The organism is Photorhabdus aballayi (genome assembly GCF_026153155.1).
Lineage (GTDB): Bacteria > Pseudomonadota > Gammaproteobacteria > Enterobacterales > Enterobacteriaceae > Photorhabdus > Photorhabdus luminescens.
In genome coordinates, this window is the sequence record NZ_JAPFCD010000077.1 from 1 (window position 1) to 19,573 (window position 19,573).

General features: G+C 45.0%; 17 protein-coding genes and 1 pseudogene. 13 read left to right on the forward strand and 5 right to left on the reverse strand.

Annotation, left to right across the window (positions count from 1 at the left end; translation table 11 throughout):
* From OO184_RS22920 to OO184_RS22940, 5 genes and pseudogenes are all read right to left on the reverse strand, one after another.
* Positions 1-93, reverse strand: a pseudogene (locus OO184_RS22920) (IS982 family transposase); the annotation flags it as partial.
* A 90-nt stretch (positions 94-183) separates the two neighbouring features.
* Complete coding sequence (locus tag OO184_RS22925; RefSeq protein WP_265381159.1) at positions 184-375, reverse strand: hypothetical protein; 192 nt, start codon at positions 373-375, stop codon at positions 184-186.
* 432 nt (positions 376-807) lie between these two features.
* A complete protein-coding gene (gene gorA, locus OO184_RS22930) occupies positions 808-2,163 on the reverse strand; it encodes a glutathione-disulfide reductase (RefSeq protein ID WP_265381160.1) in 1,356 nt (451 codons plus the stop codon).
* Between the two features lie 111 nt (positions 2,164-2,274).
* A complete protein-coding gene (locus tag OO184_RS22935) occupies positions 2,275-3,117 on the reverse strand; it encodes a 23S rRNA (adenine(2030)-N(6))-methyltransferase RlmJ (RefSeq protein WP_049584121.1) in 843 nt (280 codons plus the stop codon).
* Between the two features lie 632 nt (positions 3,118-3,749).
* Positions 3,750-4,268 carry an Hcp family type VI secretion system effector gene (locus OO184_RS22940; protein WP_036780207.1) on the reverse strand — a complete coding sequence of 173 codons (519 nt, stop codon included), beginning with the start codon at positions 4,266-4,268 and terminating at the stop codon, positions 3,750-3,752.
* Positions 4,269-5,178: 910 nt separating this feature from the next.
* Between OO184_RS22940 and tssB the strand changes: the two genes are divergently transcribed.
* The 13 genes from tssB to tssA form a co-directional block, all read left to right on the forward strand.
* Positions 5,179-5,676, forward strand: coding sequence for a type VI secretion system contractile sheath small subunit (gene tssB, locus OO184_RS22945; protein WP_049584120.1), 498 nt, complete (start codon positions 5,179-5,181; stop codon positions 5,674-5,676).
* A 23-nt stretch (positions 5,677-5,699) separates the two neighbouring features.
* A complete protein-coding gene (gene tssC / locus OO184_RS22950) occupies positions 5,700-7,178 on the forward strand; it encodes a type VI secretion system contractile sheath large subunit (RefSeq protein ID WP_265381161.1) in 1,479 nt (492 codons plus the stop codon).
* 6 nt (positions 7,179-7,184) lie between these two features.
* Positions 7,185-7,625, forward strand: a complete 441-nt coding sequence (tssE, locus tag OO184_RS22955) for a type VI secretion system baseplate subunit TssE (protein WP_139656228.1) — start codon at positions 7,185-7,187, stop codon at positions 7,623-7,625.
* A 1-nt stretch (position 7,626) separates the two neighbouring features.
* Positions 7,627-9,477, forward strand: coding sequence for a type VI secretion system baseplate subunit TssF (tssF, locus tag OO184_RS22960; protein ID WP_265381162.1), 1,851 nt, complete (start codon positions 7,627-7,629; stop codon positions 9,475-9,477).
* Entirely contained in the window at positions 9,441-10,490 is a 1,050-nt protein-coding gene (gene tssG, locus OO184_RS22965) for a type VI secretion system baseplate subunit TssG (RefSeq protein WP_265381163.1), read from the forward strand. The genes tssF and tssG overlap by 37 nt, the downstream gene beginning before the upstream one ends.
* Before the next feature lie 5 nt (positions 10,491-10,495).
* Positions 10,496-11,782: a type VI secretion system-associated FHA domain protein TagH gene (gene tagH / locus OO184_RS22970; protein ID WP_139656230.1), complete on the forward strand. Its 1,287-nt coding sequence runs from the start codon at positions 10,496-10,498 to the stop codon at positions 11,780-11,782.
* Positions 11,782-12,348, forward strand: a complete 567-nt coding sequence (gene tssJ / locus OO184_RS22975) for a type VI secretion system lipoprotein TssJ (protein WP_265381164.1) — start codon at positions 11,782-11,784, stop codon at positions 12,346-12,348. Before tagH ends, tssJ begins: the two co-directional genes overlap by 1 nt.
* Positions 12,349-12,350: 2 nt before the next feature.
* Positions 12,351-13,703 carry a type VI secretion system baseplate subunit TssK gene (gene tssK, locus OO184_RS22980; protein WP_265381165.1) on the forward strand — a complete coding sequence of 451 codons (1,353 nt, stop codon included), beginning with the start codon at positions 12,351-12,353 and terminating at the stop codon, positions 13,701-13,703.
* Complete coding sequence (icmH, locus tag OO184_RS22985) at positions 13,703-14,473, forward strand: type IVB secretion system protein IcmH/DotU (protein ID WP_265381166.1); 771 nt, start codon at positions 13,703-13,705, stop codon at positions 14,471-14,473. The genes tssK and icmH overlap by 1 nt, the downstream gene beginning before the upstream one ends.
* Before the next feature lie 10 nt (positions 14,474-14,483).
* Positions 14,484-17,129 carry a type VI secretion system ATPase TssH gene (gene tssH, locus OO184_RS22990; RefSeq protein ID WP_265381167.1) on the forward strand — a complete coding sequence of 882 codons (2,646 nt, stop codon included), beginning with the start codon at positions 14,484-14,486 and terminating at the stop codon, positions 17,127-17,129.
* Positions 17,126-17,926 (forward strand): helix-turn-helix domain-containing protein, encoded by an 801-nt coding sequence (locus OO184_RS22995; RefSeq protein ID WP_265381168.1) that lies wholly within the window; start codon positions 17,126-17,128, stop codon positions 17,924-17,926. The genes tssH and OO184_RS22995 overlap by 4 nt, the downstream gene beginning before the upstream one ends.
* Entirely contained in the window at positions 17,923-18,570 is a 648-nt protein-coding gene (gene vasI / locus OO184_RS23000) for a type VI secretion system-associated protein VasI (protein ID WP_265381169.1), read from the forward strand. The genes OO184_RS22995 and vasI overlap by 4 nt, the downstream gene beginning before the upstream one ends.
* Positions 18,571-18,575: 5 nt before the next feature.
* Positions 18,576-19,573 (forward strand): type VI secretion system protein TssA (tssA, locus tag OO184_RS23005; protein WP_265381170.1); only part of this gene is annotated, 998 nt, incomplete at its 3' end.

The window sequence follows — 19,573 nt, forward strand, 5'->3', positions numbered from 1 at the left end:
GTATCCGTTATCAAGACAAAACTGCGTCCACTGAGGGATGAAAGAACGGCAAAAATCATCGACATCGCAAAAAATTTCCACTAACTTATCCATAGCCTGTTCCTCCCCGGAGCTGTTTTCGGCGTTCACCAAAACTTTGCTCCCGGAACAGGCTTCTCGTCAATTTCTTATCCAGAACTCAGGTTAACTTAAGAGGAATGTGGCAGCATAAAAAATTTTTGAGGCGCCACCGGCTACTGGGTAATCTTTCCCCTTCCAGGAAAATACCATTGTTTGAGCGTTGGAACTTGCTTGAATATGAAGCTCTGGATCGATAATAAACTGCTGATACAACTGCTTAAAAATACTTCTTAGCAAAGGAAGTAACTGCTTCAAATCTGCATCACTATATCCGCGAGTCGGCTCTGTTTGGGAGTATCTAGAACGTCGTAGTTTTAAAGGCTCGATATTTTTAATTGATAGATCTTGCCACTGATATAAGGAAGATAAGTCAGAGCGCAGTCTGCTTTCAGTACTATCCTTTTATGTACATCGTCTGATTTGATCAAGTAAGCCACAGGATGAACTTTGTAATAACCGTTGGTTCATCCAGTATCTGCTACAGCTATCGAGATCCTAAGGCCTGTAATGTACCAATTTGGGCAGTTTGAGCTCTTGCTGTGGTTAGTGAACGCTGTTGGCACTTTCACATGTGAAAGTTTTTGAGGGACATTGGGTATTTATGAGTGAATAAACAAAGGCCAGAGAACGATGCTCTGGCCTCTCAGTTTTTCTACAGTACGAACGTGTGTAGGTGGGTTTTCGACATTAACCCCTCATAGTAACAAACTCTTCCGCCGCAGTGGGATGAATTGCAACCGTGTTATCAAAATCTTTCTTCGTTGCTCCCATCTTCAATGCAACAGCAAAACCTTGCAGCATTTCATCCATTCCGAAGCCGATACCATGAATGCCAACAATCTTCTCTTCCGGCCCGGCACATACCAATTTCATCCGGCATGGCTGGCGATGTTGAGTGACAGCGGTATACATCGCAGTAAAAGAAGATTGATAAGTTTTCACCTGCTCTTCACCAAATTGCGCCTTGGCCTGAGGTTCAGTCAGCCCCACAGTGCCAATAGGCGGATGGCTGAATACGACGGTTGGAATATTGGTGTAATCCAGATGTTCTTCTGGTTTATTGTTAAACAGGCGCTCGGACAAGCGACGACCTGCTGCAACAGCAACGGGAGTTAATTCCACCGCACCAGTGTTATCACCTACTGCATAAATACCTTTCACATTCGTGTTCTGGTACTTATCAACTCTGATGTAACCTTTTTCATTCAACTCAACGCCGGTGACAGGCAGATTCAGGTTACCTGTTGCCGGTTCACGGCCAATAGCCCAGATTAGAGTATCAACGGTTTGCTGTTTACCGTTTTGTAGTTGCAAGGTCAGGCTGCCATCCGCATTTTTACTTACTGATTTTGGCACCGATTCTGTATGCAAAATAGGCCCTTCAGTATTGATAATGTCCAAGAGTGTTTCAACAATCATCGGATCAAAAGAGCGCAACGGTGCATGTTGACGCACAAATAGATGGGTTTCACTACCAAGTGCATGTAATACACCAGCAATTTCCACGGCAATATAGCCTGCGCCAACAACCGCAACCCGCTTTGGCATCTCTTCCAATGCAAAAAAACCATCAGAATCAATACCATATTCTGATCCTGGTATATCAGGCCGCACAGGACGGCCACCTGTCGCAATCAGAATATGATCTGCGGTGATTTTTTCACCATTTACTTCAATAGTATGTGTATCAACAAAACGGGCAACTCCCTGGATCACATCAACTTTATTGTTACCCAAGCCACGTTCATAAGACTGGTGGATACGATCGATATAAGCAGTGCGACTAGCAATCAGAGTCTTCCAGTTAAAGTGGTTGACTGTCGTATCAAAGCCATAATCTGGCCCATATTGGTGAATAGATTCTGCAATTTGCGCCGCATGCCACATCACTTTCTTCGGCACACAGCCCACATTGACGCAAGTTCCACCCAGTGCTTTAGCTTCAATCAGGGCGCATTTCTGCCCGTACATAGCCGCACGGTTAATTGATGCTATGCCACCGCTGCCACCACCAATTGCTATATAGTCGTAATGTTTGCTCATTCTGGATTGTTTCCATCTAATCAGTTCAAGGGAGTTAATACCCAAAGCCTATTATGGCAAAAAATATCAAGCAGGCATGATGGTTCTGGCTCTCGCTGCCATTGTTAAAAGCTATTCTGGCACAACCCATTTAACCACAGTGTGACCAATGCCTTCCGGCACCAGAACCTGATGTAACCACGGCAGCACCGATTTCATCTGCTGTTCCAGTTTCCAAGGCGGATTAATCACGATCATGCCAGAAGCGGTCATTCCTCGTTGATCGCTATCAGGCCGGACAGCCAACTCAATTTGTAGAATACGGCGAATGCCCGTTGCTTCCAGCTCTTTAACCAGTCGTTTGACGTGCTGGCGTAATACCACCGGATACCACAACGCATAAACACCGGTTGCAAAACGTTTATAGCCTTCTTGAATTGCTTGTATAACAGCCTGATAATCCGATTTCAGTTCATAAGGTGGATCAATAAGAATAAATCCGCGGCGACTCAGTGGCGGCAATTGTGATTTTAATTGCTGATAACCATCTTCACGCACAACTCTAGCGCGGTTATCACGGGAGAATTCATTACGTATTAAGGGAAAGTCGCTCGGATGCAGTTCTGTCAGATTGAACTTATCATCCTGCCGTAACAAATGGCGGGCAATTAAAGGCGATCCTGGGTAATAACGTAAGTGGCTACCTTTATTTAGTGCAGCCACTGCACTCATATAAGCGTTCAATTCCTGCGGCAAATCTTCACGCTGCCAGACGCGGGCAATCCCTTCCAGATATTCACCGGTACGTTCAGCATGTTCACTACCAAGTTGATAGCGGCCCGCACCAGCATGTGTATCCAGATAGAGAAAAGGTTTTTCTTTTTCTTTAAGAGATTCAATGATCAAGCTTTGCACCGTGTGTTTCAGCACATCAGCATGATTACCGGCATGAAAACTGTGACGATAACTTAGCATTAAGTTCAGACCCCAGAGCAGAGAATAGGTTGATTGTCCAGACAGAGTGCCTGACAACTAGAAACCCATCCCAGTAGATGAGACAGATGGTAAGGCTCTATTATAGCCCTATTAATGATAAAAATGGCAGACTGCTGAACTTCCTCCCCTGAAAGCTCTGTGATATTAATTAAAATTTAGGATAAGTAGAAAATTCTGTCCGAATGCAATGTGATATTTAAGCAAGTGATGCTATCTATATTTTCACTGATAATCATAAGTAATACTTACGAACAACCAATAAGTAAAAGTTACGAAATTAAAAAAGACATTAAACGATCACTTAGATATACAAGTCCTTATGTTGATGTTTACCAAACCACTAATCAGAAACAAGGCTAAAAAGTGTTAACACCTACTATGAAAAAATAATCAAAAGGAAAGATAGTAAGAGTGATACAAGAGTTACCTGAACAATTAAGTAATATCGTTAAATGATACGTGTAAAAAATTAAAAGGAAAGGAAGGAAAAAATCAAAAAAGCTGAAAGAAGTTGAAGACAGTTATTAAAAATCTTCAACTTAAAATAGATAAAAATTAAGCTTTTCAGCCAATGAAGAGATATTTCATTGGCTGAATGGTTATATTACCTATCAGGCAACAATAGGCGCACGCCAATCATCCGCGCCGGAAGTCCCTGCGGTTGTATGTTCCCAATTAATCTTACGATAAGACAAAGAAACACGAACCAACTGAGTAAATTCAGCTTTTGTTGGGTCCTGGCAATGAGGCATATTGCAATCAATGTCGATAATAGTGGCATCTTCCAACTGCGTCGTGAAGAAATGCTCTTGTTTCCCTTCAACAGAAGTGCGATACCATTTCAATACTACACTCGTCAGCATTTCACCCGAAGCCAATGCGTTATAAAGCAATGGAACAGATTTATTTAATGCAACTGTAAAACGGAATGGTTTATGAGCACGCTGACCTGAAGGCTGACCTGATTGAGGGTCAGTCGGTACGGTAACGACGTGATCAAATGCTTGAACCAGCATTTCATCTTCATGGCCCTGTACGTAAATATTACCTACTGATTCAGCAGTGAATGAACCCGCAGTAATATTGCCCTGTGTTTTTCCGGTGATGGAAATATAACATGGAGTTGGCATAAAAATATCCTTTATAGAGATTGAGTCAACATTAAGGCAACGTTCATATTAATTTCAATAGTGATTATTTCATCTTGGGAAAGATCACTTATAACTACATTGAACGCCAAAACGATAATAAATACCAACCAGCTCGTTTCAAAATAAAATCTAAATTGCAAAATTTTTAACCCATCACTAACAAATAAAAATATTATAATTAATGCCGTTTTGAAAAGATGTCTTTAGAATTAGCTTTATTTACAGAACAATTAACTGCCAACACGCATTTAATTTAAAGAAAAAATTATATATCTATATGAAATATAACAACTTTAACAACTAAAACCTAAATTATATTTTGGTCAATTAAAAATTGAGAACTAGATCAAAAAAACAAACCAATCCGCCCAGTTAATAACAAAACTAATATTTTCAATCTGAAAGTAATTCTAAGATGTAAACAAAAATACATCTAGAAATACTTTGTTACACAATGAAACAAAAAATCATTTCTATGTCATTTTTATACCTACATAGAGTACTTTAATTAAAAAATAGATTAAGAAACCATCAAGGCGTAACTTATTGCCAAATAAAATAAAACCATCAAAAGGTTGAATAGACAGGTATATTCACATATATTTTAGCTTTACAATAAAAAAACAAAATGAGACACTCTGCCTTGCAGAGCGCTCTATATTGATGCTATTGCTCGATGAGTAAGAATATTCTGAATTTCGTATTTATCTATATGCTCACAGAAAGTCAGCTTACTATCCAATTCAATGCAGTGAATCTCCCGTTTCTCAATCTGGGAGAATTTTATGTTCTCCATCACATATAGGTAGGTATCAAGGGCAACTCTCTCATCAATATTGTTATCAGATAATTCCTAATTGCCTAATTGTATTACCCAAAGGATTTTAATATGAGTAAAAATAGTTCAGGTAGCGTAGCGCCAAAAGAAAGGATTAATATCAAATACGTTCCGAATACCGGTGATCAAGTAGCCGAAATTGAATTACCCCTTAACCTGCTTATTGTTGGTGATCTCAAAGGAACAAAAGAAGATACGCCAATTGAAGAACGGCAAACTGTTTCTGTGCATAAGAATAACTTTAATGCCGTGATGAATGAAGCCAATATCAATCTCACCTTTAGTGTCCCCAATCGTCTCAATGATAATAGCGGAGATGACCTGCCAATTAACCTAGAAATAAAATCACTCAATGACTTCTCACCCGATAACGTCGCGAAGAAAGTACCTGAATTAAATAAACTTTTAGAACTGCGTGAGGCGCTTGTCGCACTAAAAGGGCCATTAGGAAATATTCCGGCATTCCGCACCCGCTTACAGGAATTATTGGGTGATGAAAAAGTCCGCGAACAACTTCTAAAAGAGCTTGAAATCGTCAATCAAAAGTAATTGACTAAAAAGGAGTTTTTAACATGTCCTTGCATGAAGAGAGCAGTACAACATTAACCCCAGGGTCCACTACCTCTTTGCTTGACGAGATTATGTCTCAGGCAAGAATGACGCCGGAAAATGATGGCTACCATATCGCAAAACAGGGTGTTGCCGCTTTTATCAGCAGCATTTTGGATACCGGTACTAGCGAAGAACCTGTCAACAAACTTGTCGTTGATAGAATGATTGTTGAGCTTGATAAGACACTCAGCGCTCAAGTCGATGAAATTATGCACTCCAAAACGTTCCAGGAGCTGGAATCATCATGGCGTTCACTAAAATTGCTGGTTGATCGCACTGATTTCCGTGAAAACATCAAAATCAACATCATCCATGCGACCAAAGAAGAGTTACTGGAAGATTTCGAATTTTCACCAGAAATCATCCAATCAGGTTTATACAAACACGTTTACTCAACAGGTTATGGTCAGTTTGGCGGCGAACCGGTTGCTGCGGTCATCGGTAACTATGCATTCAGCAATAGCTCACCCGATATCAAACTGATGCAATACGTCAGCGCGGTTGGCGCAATGGCTCACGCGCCATTCCTCTCTTCCGTTGCGCCTGATTTCTTTGGTATCAGCAGTTTTACCGAGTTACCAGCGATTAAGGATCTGAAATCTGTCTTCGAAGGTCCGGCACACACTAAATGGCGTTCGCTGCGTGAATCGGAGGATGCGCGTTATCTCGGTCTGACAGCACCACGCTTCCTGTTGCGTCTACCTTATTCAACCGTCGAAAACCCAATTAAAAACTTTAACTATCAGGAAGATGTCAGCAAAGATCACGAACATTTCCTATGGGGTAATACCGCTTATCTATTAGCAACCTGTTTGACTGACAGCTTCGCCAAATATCGCTGGTGCCCGAACATTATCGGCCCGCAAAGCGGAGGTACTGTCAGCGATCTGCCGGTTCACTTGTTCGAAGCAATGGGCCAGATCCAGGCCAAGATCCCAACAGAAGTTTTGGTTACCGATCGTCGTGAATTCGAATTGGCGGAAGAGGGCTTTATCACCCTGACAATGCGTAAAGGCAGTGACAACGCCGCATTCTTCTCTGCCAACTCAGTCCAGAAGCCAAAAGTTTTCCCCAATACTCGTGAAGGGAAAATGGCTGAAACCAACTACAAACTGGGTACTCAACTGCCCTATATGTTCATCATCAACCGCCTTGCGCACTACATCAAAGTGCTACAGCGCGAGCAGATTGGTTCCTGGAAAGAACGTCAGGATTTGGAGCGTGAACTGAACACTTGGCTGAAACAGTACATTGCTGATCAGGAAAATCCACCAACGGATGTCCGTAGTCGTCGCCCCCTGCGCTCTGCCCAAATTCAGGTTTTAGATGTGGAAGGAGATCCAGGTTGGTATCAAGTGGCAATGCAGGTTCGCCCTCATTTTAAATATATGGGAGCCAGCTTCGAGTTGTCACTAGTAGGGCGTTTGGATAAGGAGTAATGAATCATGGCTGCGCTGTACAGTTGGAATAGAGAAGGTTCTGCCAGCTTGTTCGAGCGTATTCAGGGGAAGAGCTCCGGTTCTTCCCGCCAATCAAGAATGCGTGAGCTACTCAACTCCATAAAACGGCACCTGAATCATGTTCTTAATACTCATCCAGGCGCCTGTCAGAGTGCGGCTGATCTTGGCGTCATTGATCTCAATGACGCCACAACCACGGCAACTGACTTTAAACAAAGTATTGAACAGGCAATAGAGCACTGCATCAGAAATTATGAACCGAGAATATCGTCAGTCACTGTCAATGCAATCCACGATGATAGTGATCCGCTGTTGTTACGTTTTCACATCAGCGCCCAGGTATCCCTGGATGATATTCATGACGTTGTTGAATTTAACATTCAACTGGATAACAACCGGCGTTATTGCCTAGAGAGGACTCAATAAAATGTCACTTGAAAAATATTTTAGAGAGGAATTGGATTACATTAGGCAATTGGGGCGACAAGCCGCAATTGAACATCCTCACCTCGCCTCATTTTTGTCTGAACAAGGCTCTGACCCGGATGTTGAGCGTCTGCTAGAAGGATTTGCCTTTCTCGCGGGTAACTTGCGGGCAAAAATTGATGATGAATTCCCTGAACTCACTCATGGATTGTTGCACATGTTATGGCCAAATTACCTACGGCCAACGCCTAGCATGACCATTATCCAATATACGCCTGATGATAGTACCACCACAAAAGCTATGCATATCCAACGCGGAACTCAAATCAAGAGCCGTCCACTGGCGGATGATAGCGAAGATGATGAGAATGAAGATACTTACTTAAGCAAGACTAATACTCAAAAAACAGAGCAAGGCCATCGCTGTACTTTCACCTTATGCCGCGATGTTTGGCTGTTTCCAATGTCTATCCGGGACATTTCGGTCAATAACAGTAACGAACAAGGTGTCATCGGTCTGAATTTCACCTCAAAAACAGAACTTAACTTACAGGAACTACAACTTGATAAGCTGCGTTTTTATCTAAGCGGCGATGATTACAGCAGTACACAACTCTATTTTTGGCTCAGTTACTACCTTGAGGATGCAAAACTTGTCGTAGGCGATACCACGATTCCATTGTCGGATTTTGACTTCGTTCCAGTAGGTTTTAATCGGGAAGACGCCCTATTGCCTTACCCGAAAAATGCCTATATGGGTTATCGCGTCTTACAAGAGTACTTCTGTTTTTCTGAAGGTTTTTTATTTTTCGATGTTACGGGTTTTCCTAAGTTACCGGCAGATCTTAAAGCCACAGATTTCACGCTGAACCTCTATTTCTCAGAAGCACTGCCGCCAGAAATCAAAATCCGTCAGGATACTTTTCGGCTGCATTGTGTTCCGGCAATCAATCTCTTCCCAATGGATGGTGAAGTTATTCAATTGGATGGTAGTCAGGACGAATATCCATTGAGAGTCAACTATAGTCATCCTAATCGCTATGATATTTTTTCCGTGGATAAAGTGGAAAGCTATCTGGTCGGTAATGACGGTAAACCTGACCTCTCCAGAGGGGTGGAACGGATCTATGTGCCATTTGAAAGCTTTCATCACCAAATCGAACACGAAAGCGAACTCAACACTCGCTATTTCCGTATTAGGGTTAAAGAGTCACCCTTTCGTAACGGGCTTGAACACTATATCTCTTTCGTGCGTGGCGATGCATCACTGCTACTGGAGTTGGAGCGCAGTGAAAGTATCTCTATCCGACTAACTTGTACCAACCGCGAATTACCCTTGCAACTCCGGGTAGGTGATATTAATTACGCTTTAGAGGGCAGCCCGTCATTTGCGCCATTTCGCAACATAACCCGCCCATCCGTTCCACTCTATCCATCAATGAGCGGCAAGTATCACTGGTCGCTTATTTCCAATATGTCGCTGAACTATATGACACTATTGAACAAAGGCGCACTAAAGGAGGTACTAAGTACTTACGATCTCCCCAGCATATATAACCGACAATCCTCACGGTCATCACAAAAACGGCTAGATGCAATTGAACGGATCGAAACGAGGCAAATAGACCGACTATTTAAAGGTCTCCCGGTACGTGGTTCGGAATCAACATTGTATATCCGGCAACAGGCTTTCTGTTCTGAAGGAGAGCTCTATATGTTCGGCACCATACTGTCACGCTTCCTTGCGTTATATGCCAGCATTAACTCCTTCCACATGTTGAAGGTGGTCAATTTAGATAATCAGGAATGCTATCAATGGCCGGTACAAATAGGTCAACATGCGTTGATGTAACGGGTAAAGACTCGCCAGAAAAACGCTTATTGGATGTATCAAAATATGATTTTTATCAATTGGTTGAATTACTCAACCAATTGGCGGTAGCGTGGGAAAAAACTGGGCAAACTAATCGTCCTGACCGTGAAGCAATCTGTTTTACATCCAGTGCCAGCCTAGCTTTTCCAACTAGAGATATTGTCTCTGTGAAACGCACCAAACAAGGTCGTTTTCATGTAGAAGTCTCTTTCCTTGGGCTACATGGCAGCCAGTCCCCCATGCCTGGTTACTACCTTGATTCGCTAGCATGGGAAGACGCTCAAGATGAAAATCGACTGACAGACTTTCTTAATATTTTCAATCACCGCTCAATCGTCATTCTTTACCAGATCTGGCGGAAATATCGCTATTACATCTGTTTCGACAAGAATGGGCAGGATGATTTTTCCCAGCGCATGTTCGCTTTGGTAGGACTTGGCAGTCGTGTGAACCGAACTCATTTGAACATCAACCATAGCAAAATGCTAGCCTATGCTGGTTTGTTAGCCAACCCAGGCCGATCTCCAGAAGTGATATGCAGCTTGGTTTCACACTGTTTTGATCTGCCAGACGTTACTGTTCATGGCTGGCAATTACGGAAAGTCGCCATTCCCTTATCACAACAAAACCGTTTGGGTAAAAAGCTGACAATAGATGGTCAGAAAAATACGAAAATGTCCGTATTAGGTGAAAACTTCACCATCGGATCATGGGTAAAAGGCTACAATAGTAAGTTTATGTTATGCATCAACGATCTCTCCCGTGAACATTTCCTGTCATTTCTTCCCGACGGCAAAAATTTCCTACCATTGGTGATGTTTATCTGTTTTGTCCTGCGTGATCAATTAGCTTGGGATCTGCGTCTTGGCTTGGCTGAAAACCAGGCAGGCGGCATGGTGCTTGGCACGAAATTAAACAATAACCTGGGGTGGACCAGCTTTCTCGGCGAGCCGGAAAAGAAACCTTTTATCACGATTTCAGTGAGTGGATAAAGACGATGGAAAAACAACAGCCAACCCTTTCATTACGAGTACTCAATAGTGATCAACTGGAAAGTGGTAAATCCGCCAGTTGCCTATTCTCCACTCAAGGCGGCACTGTCGGCAGCAGTGAGAGCCATCTTTGGTCCATTCAGGATCTGCAAGGCAATATCAATCCTTCACAATTTACTATTCAGTGGCGTGATGGCGCATTCTGTCTGCAAATGATCGCCGGCCCTCTGTCTGTGAATCAATCACCATTGACCTCTGGTGCTAACTTCATCCGACTGCAACAAGCGGACGAAATTACCATTGGTAAGCTGGTGATCAAAAGTTATATCAGTTTTTCCGACGCAGATCGTATTGATCCCATGACAGTATCACCGGAATCACTAGTCTCCAGTTATAGCAATCCACTGGACGCAATGATGGAGAAAAAACCTGTTCAGGATACCGCGTTCACCGATCATGGTTCTTTGGCGCCCACGATTAAGCACGATTTCAGCCACGATCCGCTTAAGGTTCTCGATAGTGAAAATTTAACCACATTGGACCAGACCTTAGAGAGTGACGACATAACACAAAGCCTGCAACAGGGCCATTACCAAGCTCCATTATTCTTCTCTCCCCTCTCAGATAACAGAGGCAATGCTATGGATCGGGATTTTGTTGATTTACCGAATATATCTTCACCTCTAAGTGAACAGTATCAGGACATGGAACAGCAACATGTTGCTATCACACCATTGATGCGAGGGTTGAACACACAATTACCTTTACATAATAGTCAGCAGGCTAACGACTTTCTGGAAGAAATGGGTAAAACCATGAAAGCGGCCATTGAAGGTTTACTGGTATTGCAACGTACACAGCACGGGCTGCGTGATAAACAATTGCGCCCTATTGAAGATAATCCATTACGGCTGAACATGGATTACAACACCACTATGCAGGTGATGTTTGCCGATCAAAAAAGCCCTGTACATCTCTCTGCCCCCTCCGCTGTCGCTGAAAGCTTACATAACCTGCAATTGCACTATCAGGCTAACCGGATTGCAATCACTGCCGCCTTGAACACCATGTTGGATGCTTTCTCACCGGAACATTTACTGAATCGTTTTGCCCAATACCGCCGCAGCAATGAAACACAGGAAAAAAATGCAACTTGGGCATGGGAAATGTACACCAGTTACTACCGCGAACTGGCTTCCAGCCGCCAACAAGGATTTGAAAAACTGTTCGGTGAAGTCTATGAACAAGCTTATGACCGTGCTCTGCGTCAAGGTTTAGAGGATAGCCAGTAATGAAGCGCTCCGGCGGTAATACCTCATGGTCCGGTTGCTATACCGTATGGTTTGTCTTGCTGGCAGCGCTGATATTAAGCGGCTGTAGCAGTGCATGGCAAGCAACGAAGAAAGTCGGACAGGTAGTCTGGGACCCATCGACTCCAGTTGGTCAACCCGCGAACTTACCTTCCACCGTCGCGATCACTTTGCTGGCAGAACCTGATATCAACCCAAATAAAAATGGAGAATCCACTCCGGTTGAAATGCATCTGCTCTATCTCAGTGAAGATTCCCGTCTACTTGCCGCTGATTATGACCAACTGGCGAGTGACAAGCTGGATAAAGCGCTGGGGAAAAATTATATCGACCATCAGGATTACACCTTATTGCCGGGGCAGTACAAGCCATTGCCAGTCATCCCGCTGGAAAAAAATAGCCGTTACATCGGCGTTATCGTTCGTTATGCCGATATTAATCAATCCGAATGGAAAAAGGTCATCCGTGTGAAAGACACAGGACAGCAGTACCACATTCTGGTGCATATCAGAGCGAACGAAGTTGAACTTAGAAAAGAGGAACAATAATTATGTCAGGTAAAAATCGGGTGATTTGGCGTGAAGGATTATTCATCAAGCCACAACATTTTCAGCAACAACAAAAACATAATGACTATCTGGCTCATAGCCGCCTGACGACCTTTATCGAACACTATTATGGTTTCAGTTCCTTGACTATCGACCAAGATCTTCTTGCTCTTGGGCGTATCAGTATTACCGAGGCCAGCGGTATTATGCCGGATGGCACCATATTCTCTATTCCCCATCAGGATGCCATTCTCCAACCGCTTGATGTGATCGATATTAACGGACCTGGCAGCAAAAATATCTACCTGGCGCTGCCCATGACTAACGATACCTTTAATGAAATTTCCCATCCTGAATCTAGGCATGCTGGGGCTGTACGTTATCGCGAACATATAAATAATATCCGTGATTTGCATACGGATGATGGTGATGTCAGCCCTGTCACTCTGGCACAACTGACACCGATTCTGAAACAAGGATCAGAAGACCTCAGTGCTTTTTCCTTGCTGCCGCTATGCCGGATAAAAGAGAGGCTTACAGGCGGAGCCCTCGCTCTTGATAAGGAATTTATCCCGACTTGTACTGCGGTCAAAGCATCCGAAAAACTGCAACGCTATATGGGTGAAATAGAAAACTCACTAACGGAACGAGCTCAAACCCTTGCGAAGCAGATTGGTTTACCTGGTCAGCAAGGCGTTGCTGATGTATCTGAATTTATGATGCTCCAGTTACTTAACCGAGTTCATCCGTGGTTTACCCATTACTCTAAACAAGCTCTTCTTCACCCCCAAGACTTCTTCACCCAAGTTCTCCAAACTTGGGCTGAATTGAGAACATTTACGAATAAATCCCGTTTGGCCAACAAAGTGTTCAATTATGATCATAACAATCTAACCGAAACATTCCAGACCCTCATGCTTCACATGCGCCGGGAAATGAATGTCGTTCTGATGCCACGAGCAGTCTCCCTACCGTTACAGGTTCAGGGGAATGGTTTCCGGGTAGCAACCATCCCTGATCCCGATCTATTGCACAAAGCCGCTCTCATCTTAGCTGTTCGCGCACAGATTCCACAGGAGCAGTTACGCCGACAGTTCATTCAGCAGATCAAAGTTGCGTCGCAGGAAAAAATCCGCGAAATGGTCAGCGTCCAGTTACCCGGAGTCGCTATAGAGGCGCTTTCCGCCGCTCCACGTCAATTGCCTTATCACGTCGGTTACACCTATTTCCGTTTTGATCAACAAGGTCCGGTATGGCAAGAGATTTTGAAGGGCAACTCCATCGCTTTCCACGTTTCAGGAGAATTCCCTGGATTAGATATGCAGCTCTGGGCAGTCAGTAATGGGATTGACTAATGAAAACTGAAACCATAAATGACAATCTTATTCCGACGCAGGAGGTCACTGATAATACTGTGCATCTTCAGTATCAGTTACCACTACGCGGAGAAAGCCTAAACCCAATGATCGATGCCGCCACACCGCTGCTCGGCATGGTCATGCGCCTAAAAGACATGGGTGAACAACCGCTGCCGGACCAGCTTTATCAACAGGTCGTTACTGATATCCAGGCAATCGAACAACTTCTACAAACCAAAGGCTATGAGCCGGGCGCCATTATCTCTTTTCGCTATACACTCTGTACCTTCATTGATGAAACCGCATTGGGTCATGGTTGGAACAGCAAGAATGAATGGTTACAACAATCACTGCTGGTGCGATTCCATAACGAAACCTGGGGTGGTGAAAAAGTCTTTCAGTTGTTAGATCGTTTGATGGGTGAACCTCAACGCTATCAACATCTGCTGGAGTTTATCTATCTCTGCTTTTGCCTTGGCTACCGTGGTCGCTATAAAGTGACCTCGCAGAAAAGTGACGACTTTGAGCGTTTATTCCGTCGATTACACCAACAACTGCATGCACTACGGGGCGAAGCTCCACCCATCATTCTCCACAGTAACGCCAATGAGCGTGATGATCGCTATCGCTTGGGTAAACGTCTGACCATTAAACATCTGTTCTGGAGCGGTATTACGCTGCTCGCCATTGTTTATGGCTTCTATGCTATCCGTCTGCATAACCAAACCCAGAACATCTTACAACAGCTAAATAACTTACTGAGCTAGGAAAGAACCGATGATTCAGATTGATCTACCTACATTAGTTAATCGCTTAAATCCGATGACTCGGCACGCTCTAGAAGCAGCAGCAGCGCAGTGTGTCAGCCAGCAACAACCTGAGATCACTGTTTCTCAGTTACTACTGCAAATGATCAACACGCCTCTTAGTGATGTCAGAGCGATCTTCAATCAAGCAGAAGTGGATAGTGATCTACTGAAAGAACAACTTGATCAGATGATCCCTCACCATCAAGCAATGGTTCAGGCTTATCCTAACTTCTCTCCAATGCTGGTGGAGTGGTTACAGGATAGCTGGCTGTTAGCATCGACTGAGATGCAACATCAGGAATTACGCAGCGGCGTCATGCTGATGACCTTGCTGTTCAGCCCGTTACGCTACCTGACACCACAATCGGCACGTCTTTTATCGGGAATAAACCGCGAATTGTTACGCCAGAATTTTGCCCAATGGACAGCGGGTTCTGCCGAACAACCAGTTGTGGAAAGCGATAAAAATGGGCAAGGCAAAGCTGCCGCCAGCAGTGATAGCCTGCTCGCCCGTTTTACTCAAAATATGACAGAACAAGCTCGTCAGGGAAAACTCGATCCTGTTCTATGCCGTGATAGAGAAATCGACCTGATGATCGATATTCTCTGCCGTCGCCGTAAAAATAACCCGATTGTGGTGGGTGAAGCAGGCGTCGGTAAAAGTGCGCTCATTGAAGGGTTGGCTCTGCGCATTATCGACAACCGAGTACCGGAAAAACTGCGTAACAGTGAATTGATGACATTGGATCTGGGGGCATTACAAGCAGGCGCGGCAGTAAAAGGTGAATTTGAAAAACGTTTCAAAGGCATTATGAATGAAATAAATCAGTCATCCGTACCGATTATTCTATTCATCGATGAAGCTCATACCCTGATTGGCGCAGGTAATCAACAAGGCGGACTGGATATCTCCAACCTACTAAAACCTGCTCTGGCACGTGGTGAGTTGAAAACAATCGCTGCAACCACTTGGGGCGAATACAAAAAATATTTCGAAAAAGATGCAGCCCTCTCCCGCCGTTTTCAACTCGTTAAAGTGGCCGAACCGACTGCGGAAGAAGCCATCATTATTATGCGTGGCCTGCGGGCAATCTATGAACACTCTCATGGCGTATTAATCGATGATGAAGCACTAAAAGCCTCCGCGGTATTAAGCGACCGTTACCTCTCTGGACGCCAGTTACCAGACAAAGCTATTGATGTGCTGGATACCGCTTGTGCCCGCGTTGCCATCAACTTGACTTCACCTCCGCGCCAAATTTCTGCCCTGAAAAACCAATTGCATCAGCAGCAAATGGAATCAGACGTGCTGGCAAGGGAACAGCGCATGGGACTCAATCAGCACACTGATAGACTGGATGAACTGCGGCAACAACAGCAAGAAACCACGGAGAAATTGGCTGAACTAGAAACCAGTTGGCAGCAGCAACAACAATTGGTTCAGCAAATTATTGAACTACGCCGTCAGCTATTAACCGACGAAACAGAATTGACCAACCAGGCAGAAGAAAGCGAAACATCGGCAGAGATAACAACTGAAGAGTTGATTGCGCAATTGGCTGAACTTAATGAGCAGTTGGAACAATTACAGCAACAACAAACGCTCGTTTCTCCTCATGTGGATAAGAACCAGATTGCGGCGGTTATCGCTGAATGGACTGGCGTACCCCTTAATCGCCTGTCACAAAGTGAACTCTCCGTGGTGACTGAACTGCCAACTCATTTGGGACAAAGCATAAAAGGACAAGATCTTGCTATCAAATGCCTGCATCAACATTTGTTGACTGCCAGAGCCGACCTGCGCCGTCCCGGTCGTCCATTGGGCGCCTTCTTGTTGGTAGGACCAAGTGGTGTTGGTAAAACCGAAACCGTTTTACAGATTGCGGAATTAATGTTTGGTGGACGTCAATATCTGACCACTATCAATATGTCGGAATTTCAGGAAAAACACACCGTTTCCCGCCTGATTGGTTCCCCTCCAGGCTATGTTGGATATGGGGAAGGTGGTGTACTCACCGAAGCTATTCGCCAGAAACCTTATTCCGTCGTCCTGCTTGATGAAGTGGAAAAAGCCCATCCTGATGTACTGAACCTGTTCTACCAAGCTTTCGATAAAGGTGAGTTAGCCGATGGGGAAGGCCGGGTGATTGACTGTAAAAATGTGGTCTTCTTTTTAACTTCCAACTTAGGCTATCAAACTATCGTCGATAATGCCGATAAACCAGAAGAGATGAATGACCTGCTTTATCCTGAACTGGCGGCTTTCTTCAAACCAGCATTACTAGCGCGAATGGAAGTAGTGCCTTATCTACCGTTGGGATACGACACCCTGAAAACCATTATTCAGGGCAAACTGGCGCGCCTCGATAACCTGTTGCGTCAACGCTTCAATGCCGAAGTTACCCTTAGTGATGATGTGGTTGAAGAGATACTGCAACGAGCAACCCGGGCTGAAAATGGCGCACGCATGCTGGAATCGATCATTGATGGCGCTTTATTGCCGCCGTTATCTTTGCTGTTGTTGCAAAAAATGGCTGCCGGCAAGCAGATCAGCACCATCCAGCTAACCGTTAACGACCATCAATTCAACGCGGTGGTTGAGGAGATACCATGAAACAACGGCTGAAAAGCGCATTAGCGTTACTGGAAAATGACTCTATCGAGCAACTGGTTCATCACTTTCTCCAGGTGAATCACCAACGCCAGCGTTTTGACGCCTTGCTGGTCTCTCTGCTTAACGTGAATGAAAACCGTCTGGAATGCTACCGGCTGCCAGCACCCAATCAGATAAGCGCGCTGCAACTGGATGTCAATATCGGTGATATCAACCATCCACTGGTACAAATATTGTATAAAGGTACCCCCACAACTTGGGGATCGCTCAATCAAGGGGTACGAATAGACAATCGAAACTTTCGCCTCTTCGTCGAAGAACTGCCTAACCGCTGCGGCCTACATGCTATCCCGTTGTTTAATTGCAACGGGCAAGCGTGTGGCGTAATTGCTATTTTCGCCAAAGATGTCCATCGTTTTGCTGACGATAGCAACATGTTTTACATCTACTGCCATGTCATGCAACACCGATTGAAAAAATTGCAGGAGCTGGAACAACTGCGTGCGCAATTGCGCCAGATCCGCCAGGTTTTTCAGACACAGCGCCAAAAGGAAAAACAGCTTGATGAGCTGCTGGCTTCGTTAAGCTCCACCGCAGAAAACAAAACATCCGCCAGTGTCTCTCACGATTACAGCAAAATCGACGACTTACCTCAGGCACTCGAAGAGTTCGAATGTGCCGTACTGATACAACGCCAACATATTTATGGCAATAATACCAAACAGATTGCCGCAAGCTTGGGTATTGCGCCCCGTACACTGACTTACAAACTGGCGAAATACAGGTGTAAATTATGAGTTTTCTGTTACTGGTCAGTTCATTAATCGCCTCTCTGACAGGCAAACCGGATATTCAGCCAGCTCAGGAAACCACAACAGCACCTTCACTACCTGCTTTGTTGCAATGCCGGGCAGAATCGTCACCGTTGGTCAGACTCGATTGCTATGACCGTCTATTGGATAAACTGGATAATATTGCCGTTATCCCGTTAGAAAAAACTGGCCCTGTCTGGAAACAAGCAATGGAACAGGAGATGAAACGAACTGACCATTCAACCGGTTTTATCACCACCCAATCTGAAAGCCTACCGACTCGCGTCATACTGACCACACCCGCGATTGGTGTTCCACCGCCACGGCCAGTACTGATGCTGAGTTGTATCGATAACATTACCCGAATACAAATTGCCCTGGCTAAACCCCAAGATAATGGCACTGTGATGATTTCGACGGAAATCAGCCAATTCAGTGCTGACTGGTTCTTACGCGAAAACGGCTACCTGCTGGAATCCAGCCGTGGACTACCGGGCATTGAAGAACTAAAACGACTGATGACAGGAAAAACCCTGACCATCAAAACCAGCAACGGAAACCGCATGACATTCAACATTTCTCAACTGGAACAGGCGGTGAAACCTTTACGCTCCGCCTGTCGCTGGTGATCCCAATGGATATCAGGAAACAATTTGACTGGCAGGGTCTCCTGCTGACACCTCTATCGGATGAACTCATCAGCCGGGAGCTGGATGAAAACGAACCCGCCTGGGAATATATTGATGGGGAAATGGTTAAGCTGGGATCACTGGCCCATTCCAGCATTAATATTGAAGAGATCCAGCGTCAGGCTCTGCAATTATTTAGCGAAAAAAGCAAAGATTTCAGACTGATGGTGCATTTGTTGCGGACACTGCAACACGGCAGTAATCCCGCTGAACTCATCCTGGCGATGGAGCTGTTAGCCGATTACATCCAACATTACTGGCAGACAGCCTGGCCACAAAAACCATTGCTCAAGCGCCGCCTGGCACAACAGGTGATTAAACGTTTTGACTCTGCGCAACCCGGCTTCTGCGAACAGGCGGATGAAACTCAGCGAGAAGAGGCGCAGGGCGCACTGGCTCATCTGGCACAATGCTGGCATACCGATGAACCGGCACTGGCTAAAGAGATCGACCAGTTACGCCCCCGCTATGCCCGTAAACCTGAGCCAAAACCGGCTGCCGCGCCGGCTGAATCGACAGAAACGACGGCACAATCCGCAAACACTTCAGCATCGACATCCACCCCCATACCGGATGTCACCGTAGACAGTTCCAGTGAAAAAGCCTGGAAACAGACGCTCTTGACCGTGGCCGACCTGATATGTGAACGCCAGTCTGATTCCCCTGTGGGTTACCGTCTGCGTCGTTATGCGATCTGGTACACACTGACTACAGCGCCGATGGCGAACGGCACAGGCAAAACACCGCTGGCGCCGACGTCGGCAGACCGTACCGCAGAGTATCTGGCGAAACTCCCGGCGGCGGATAAATCCCTGCTGCAACAGATAGAACAGAGTCTGACCCTGGCCCCTTACTGGCTTGACGGGCACGCTATCGCCGCTCAGGCCGCCGAGAAACTGGGCTACCGCGCCGTGGCTGACGCTATTCGCGATGAACTCCGGGC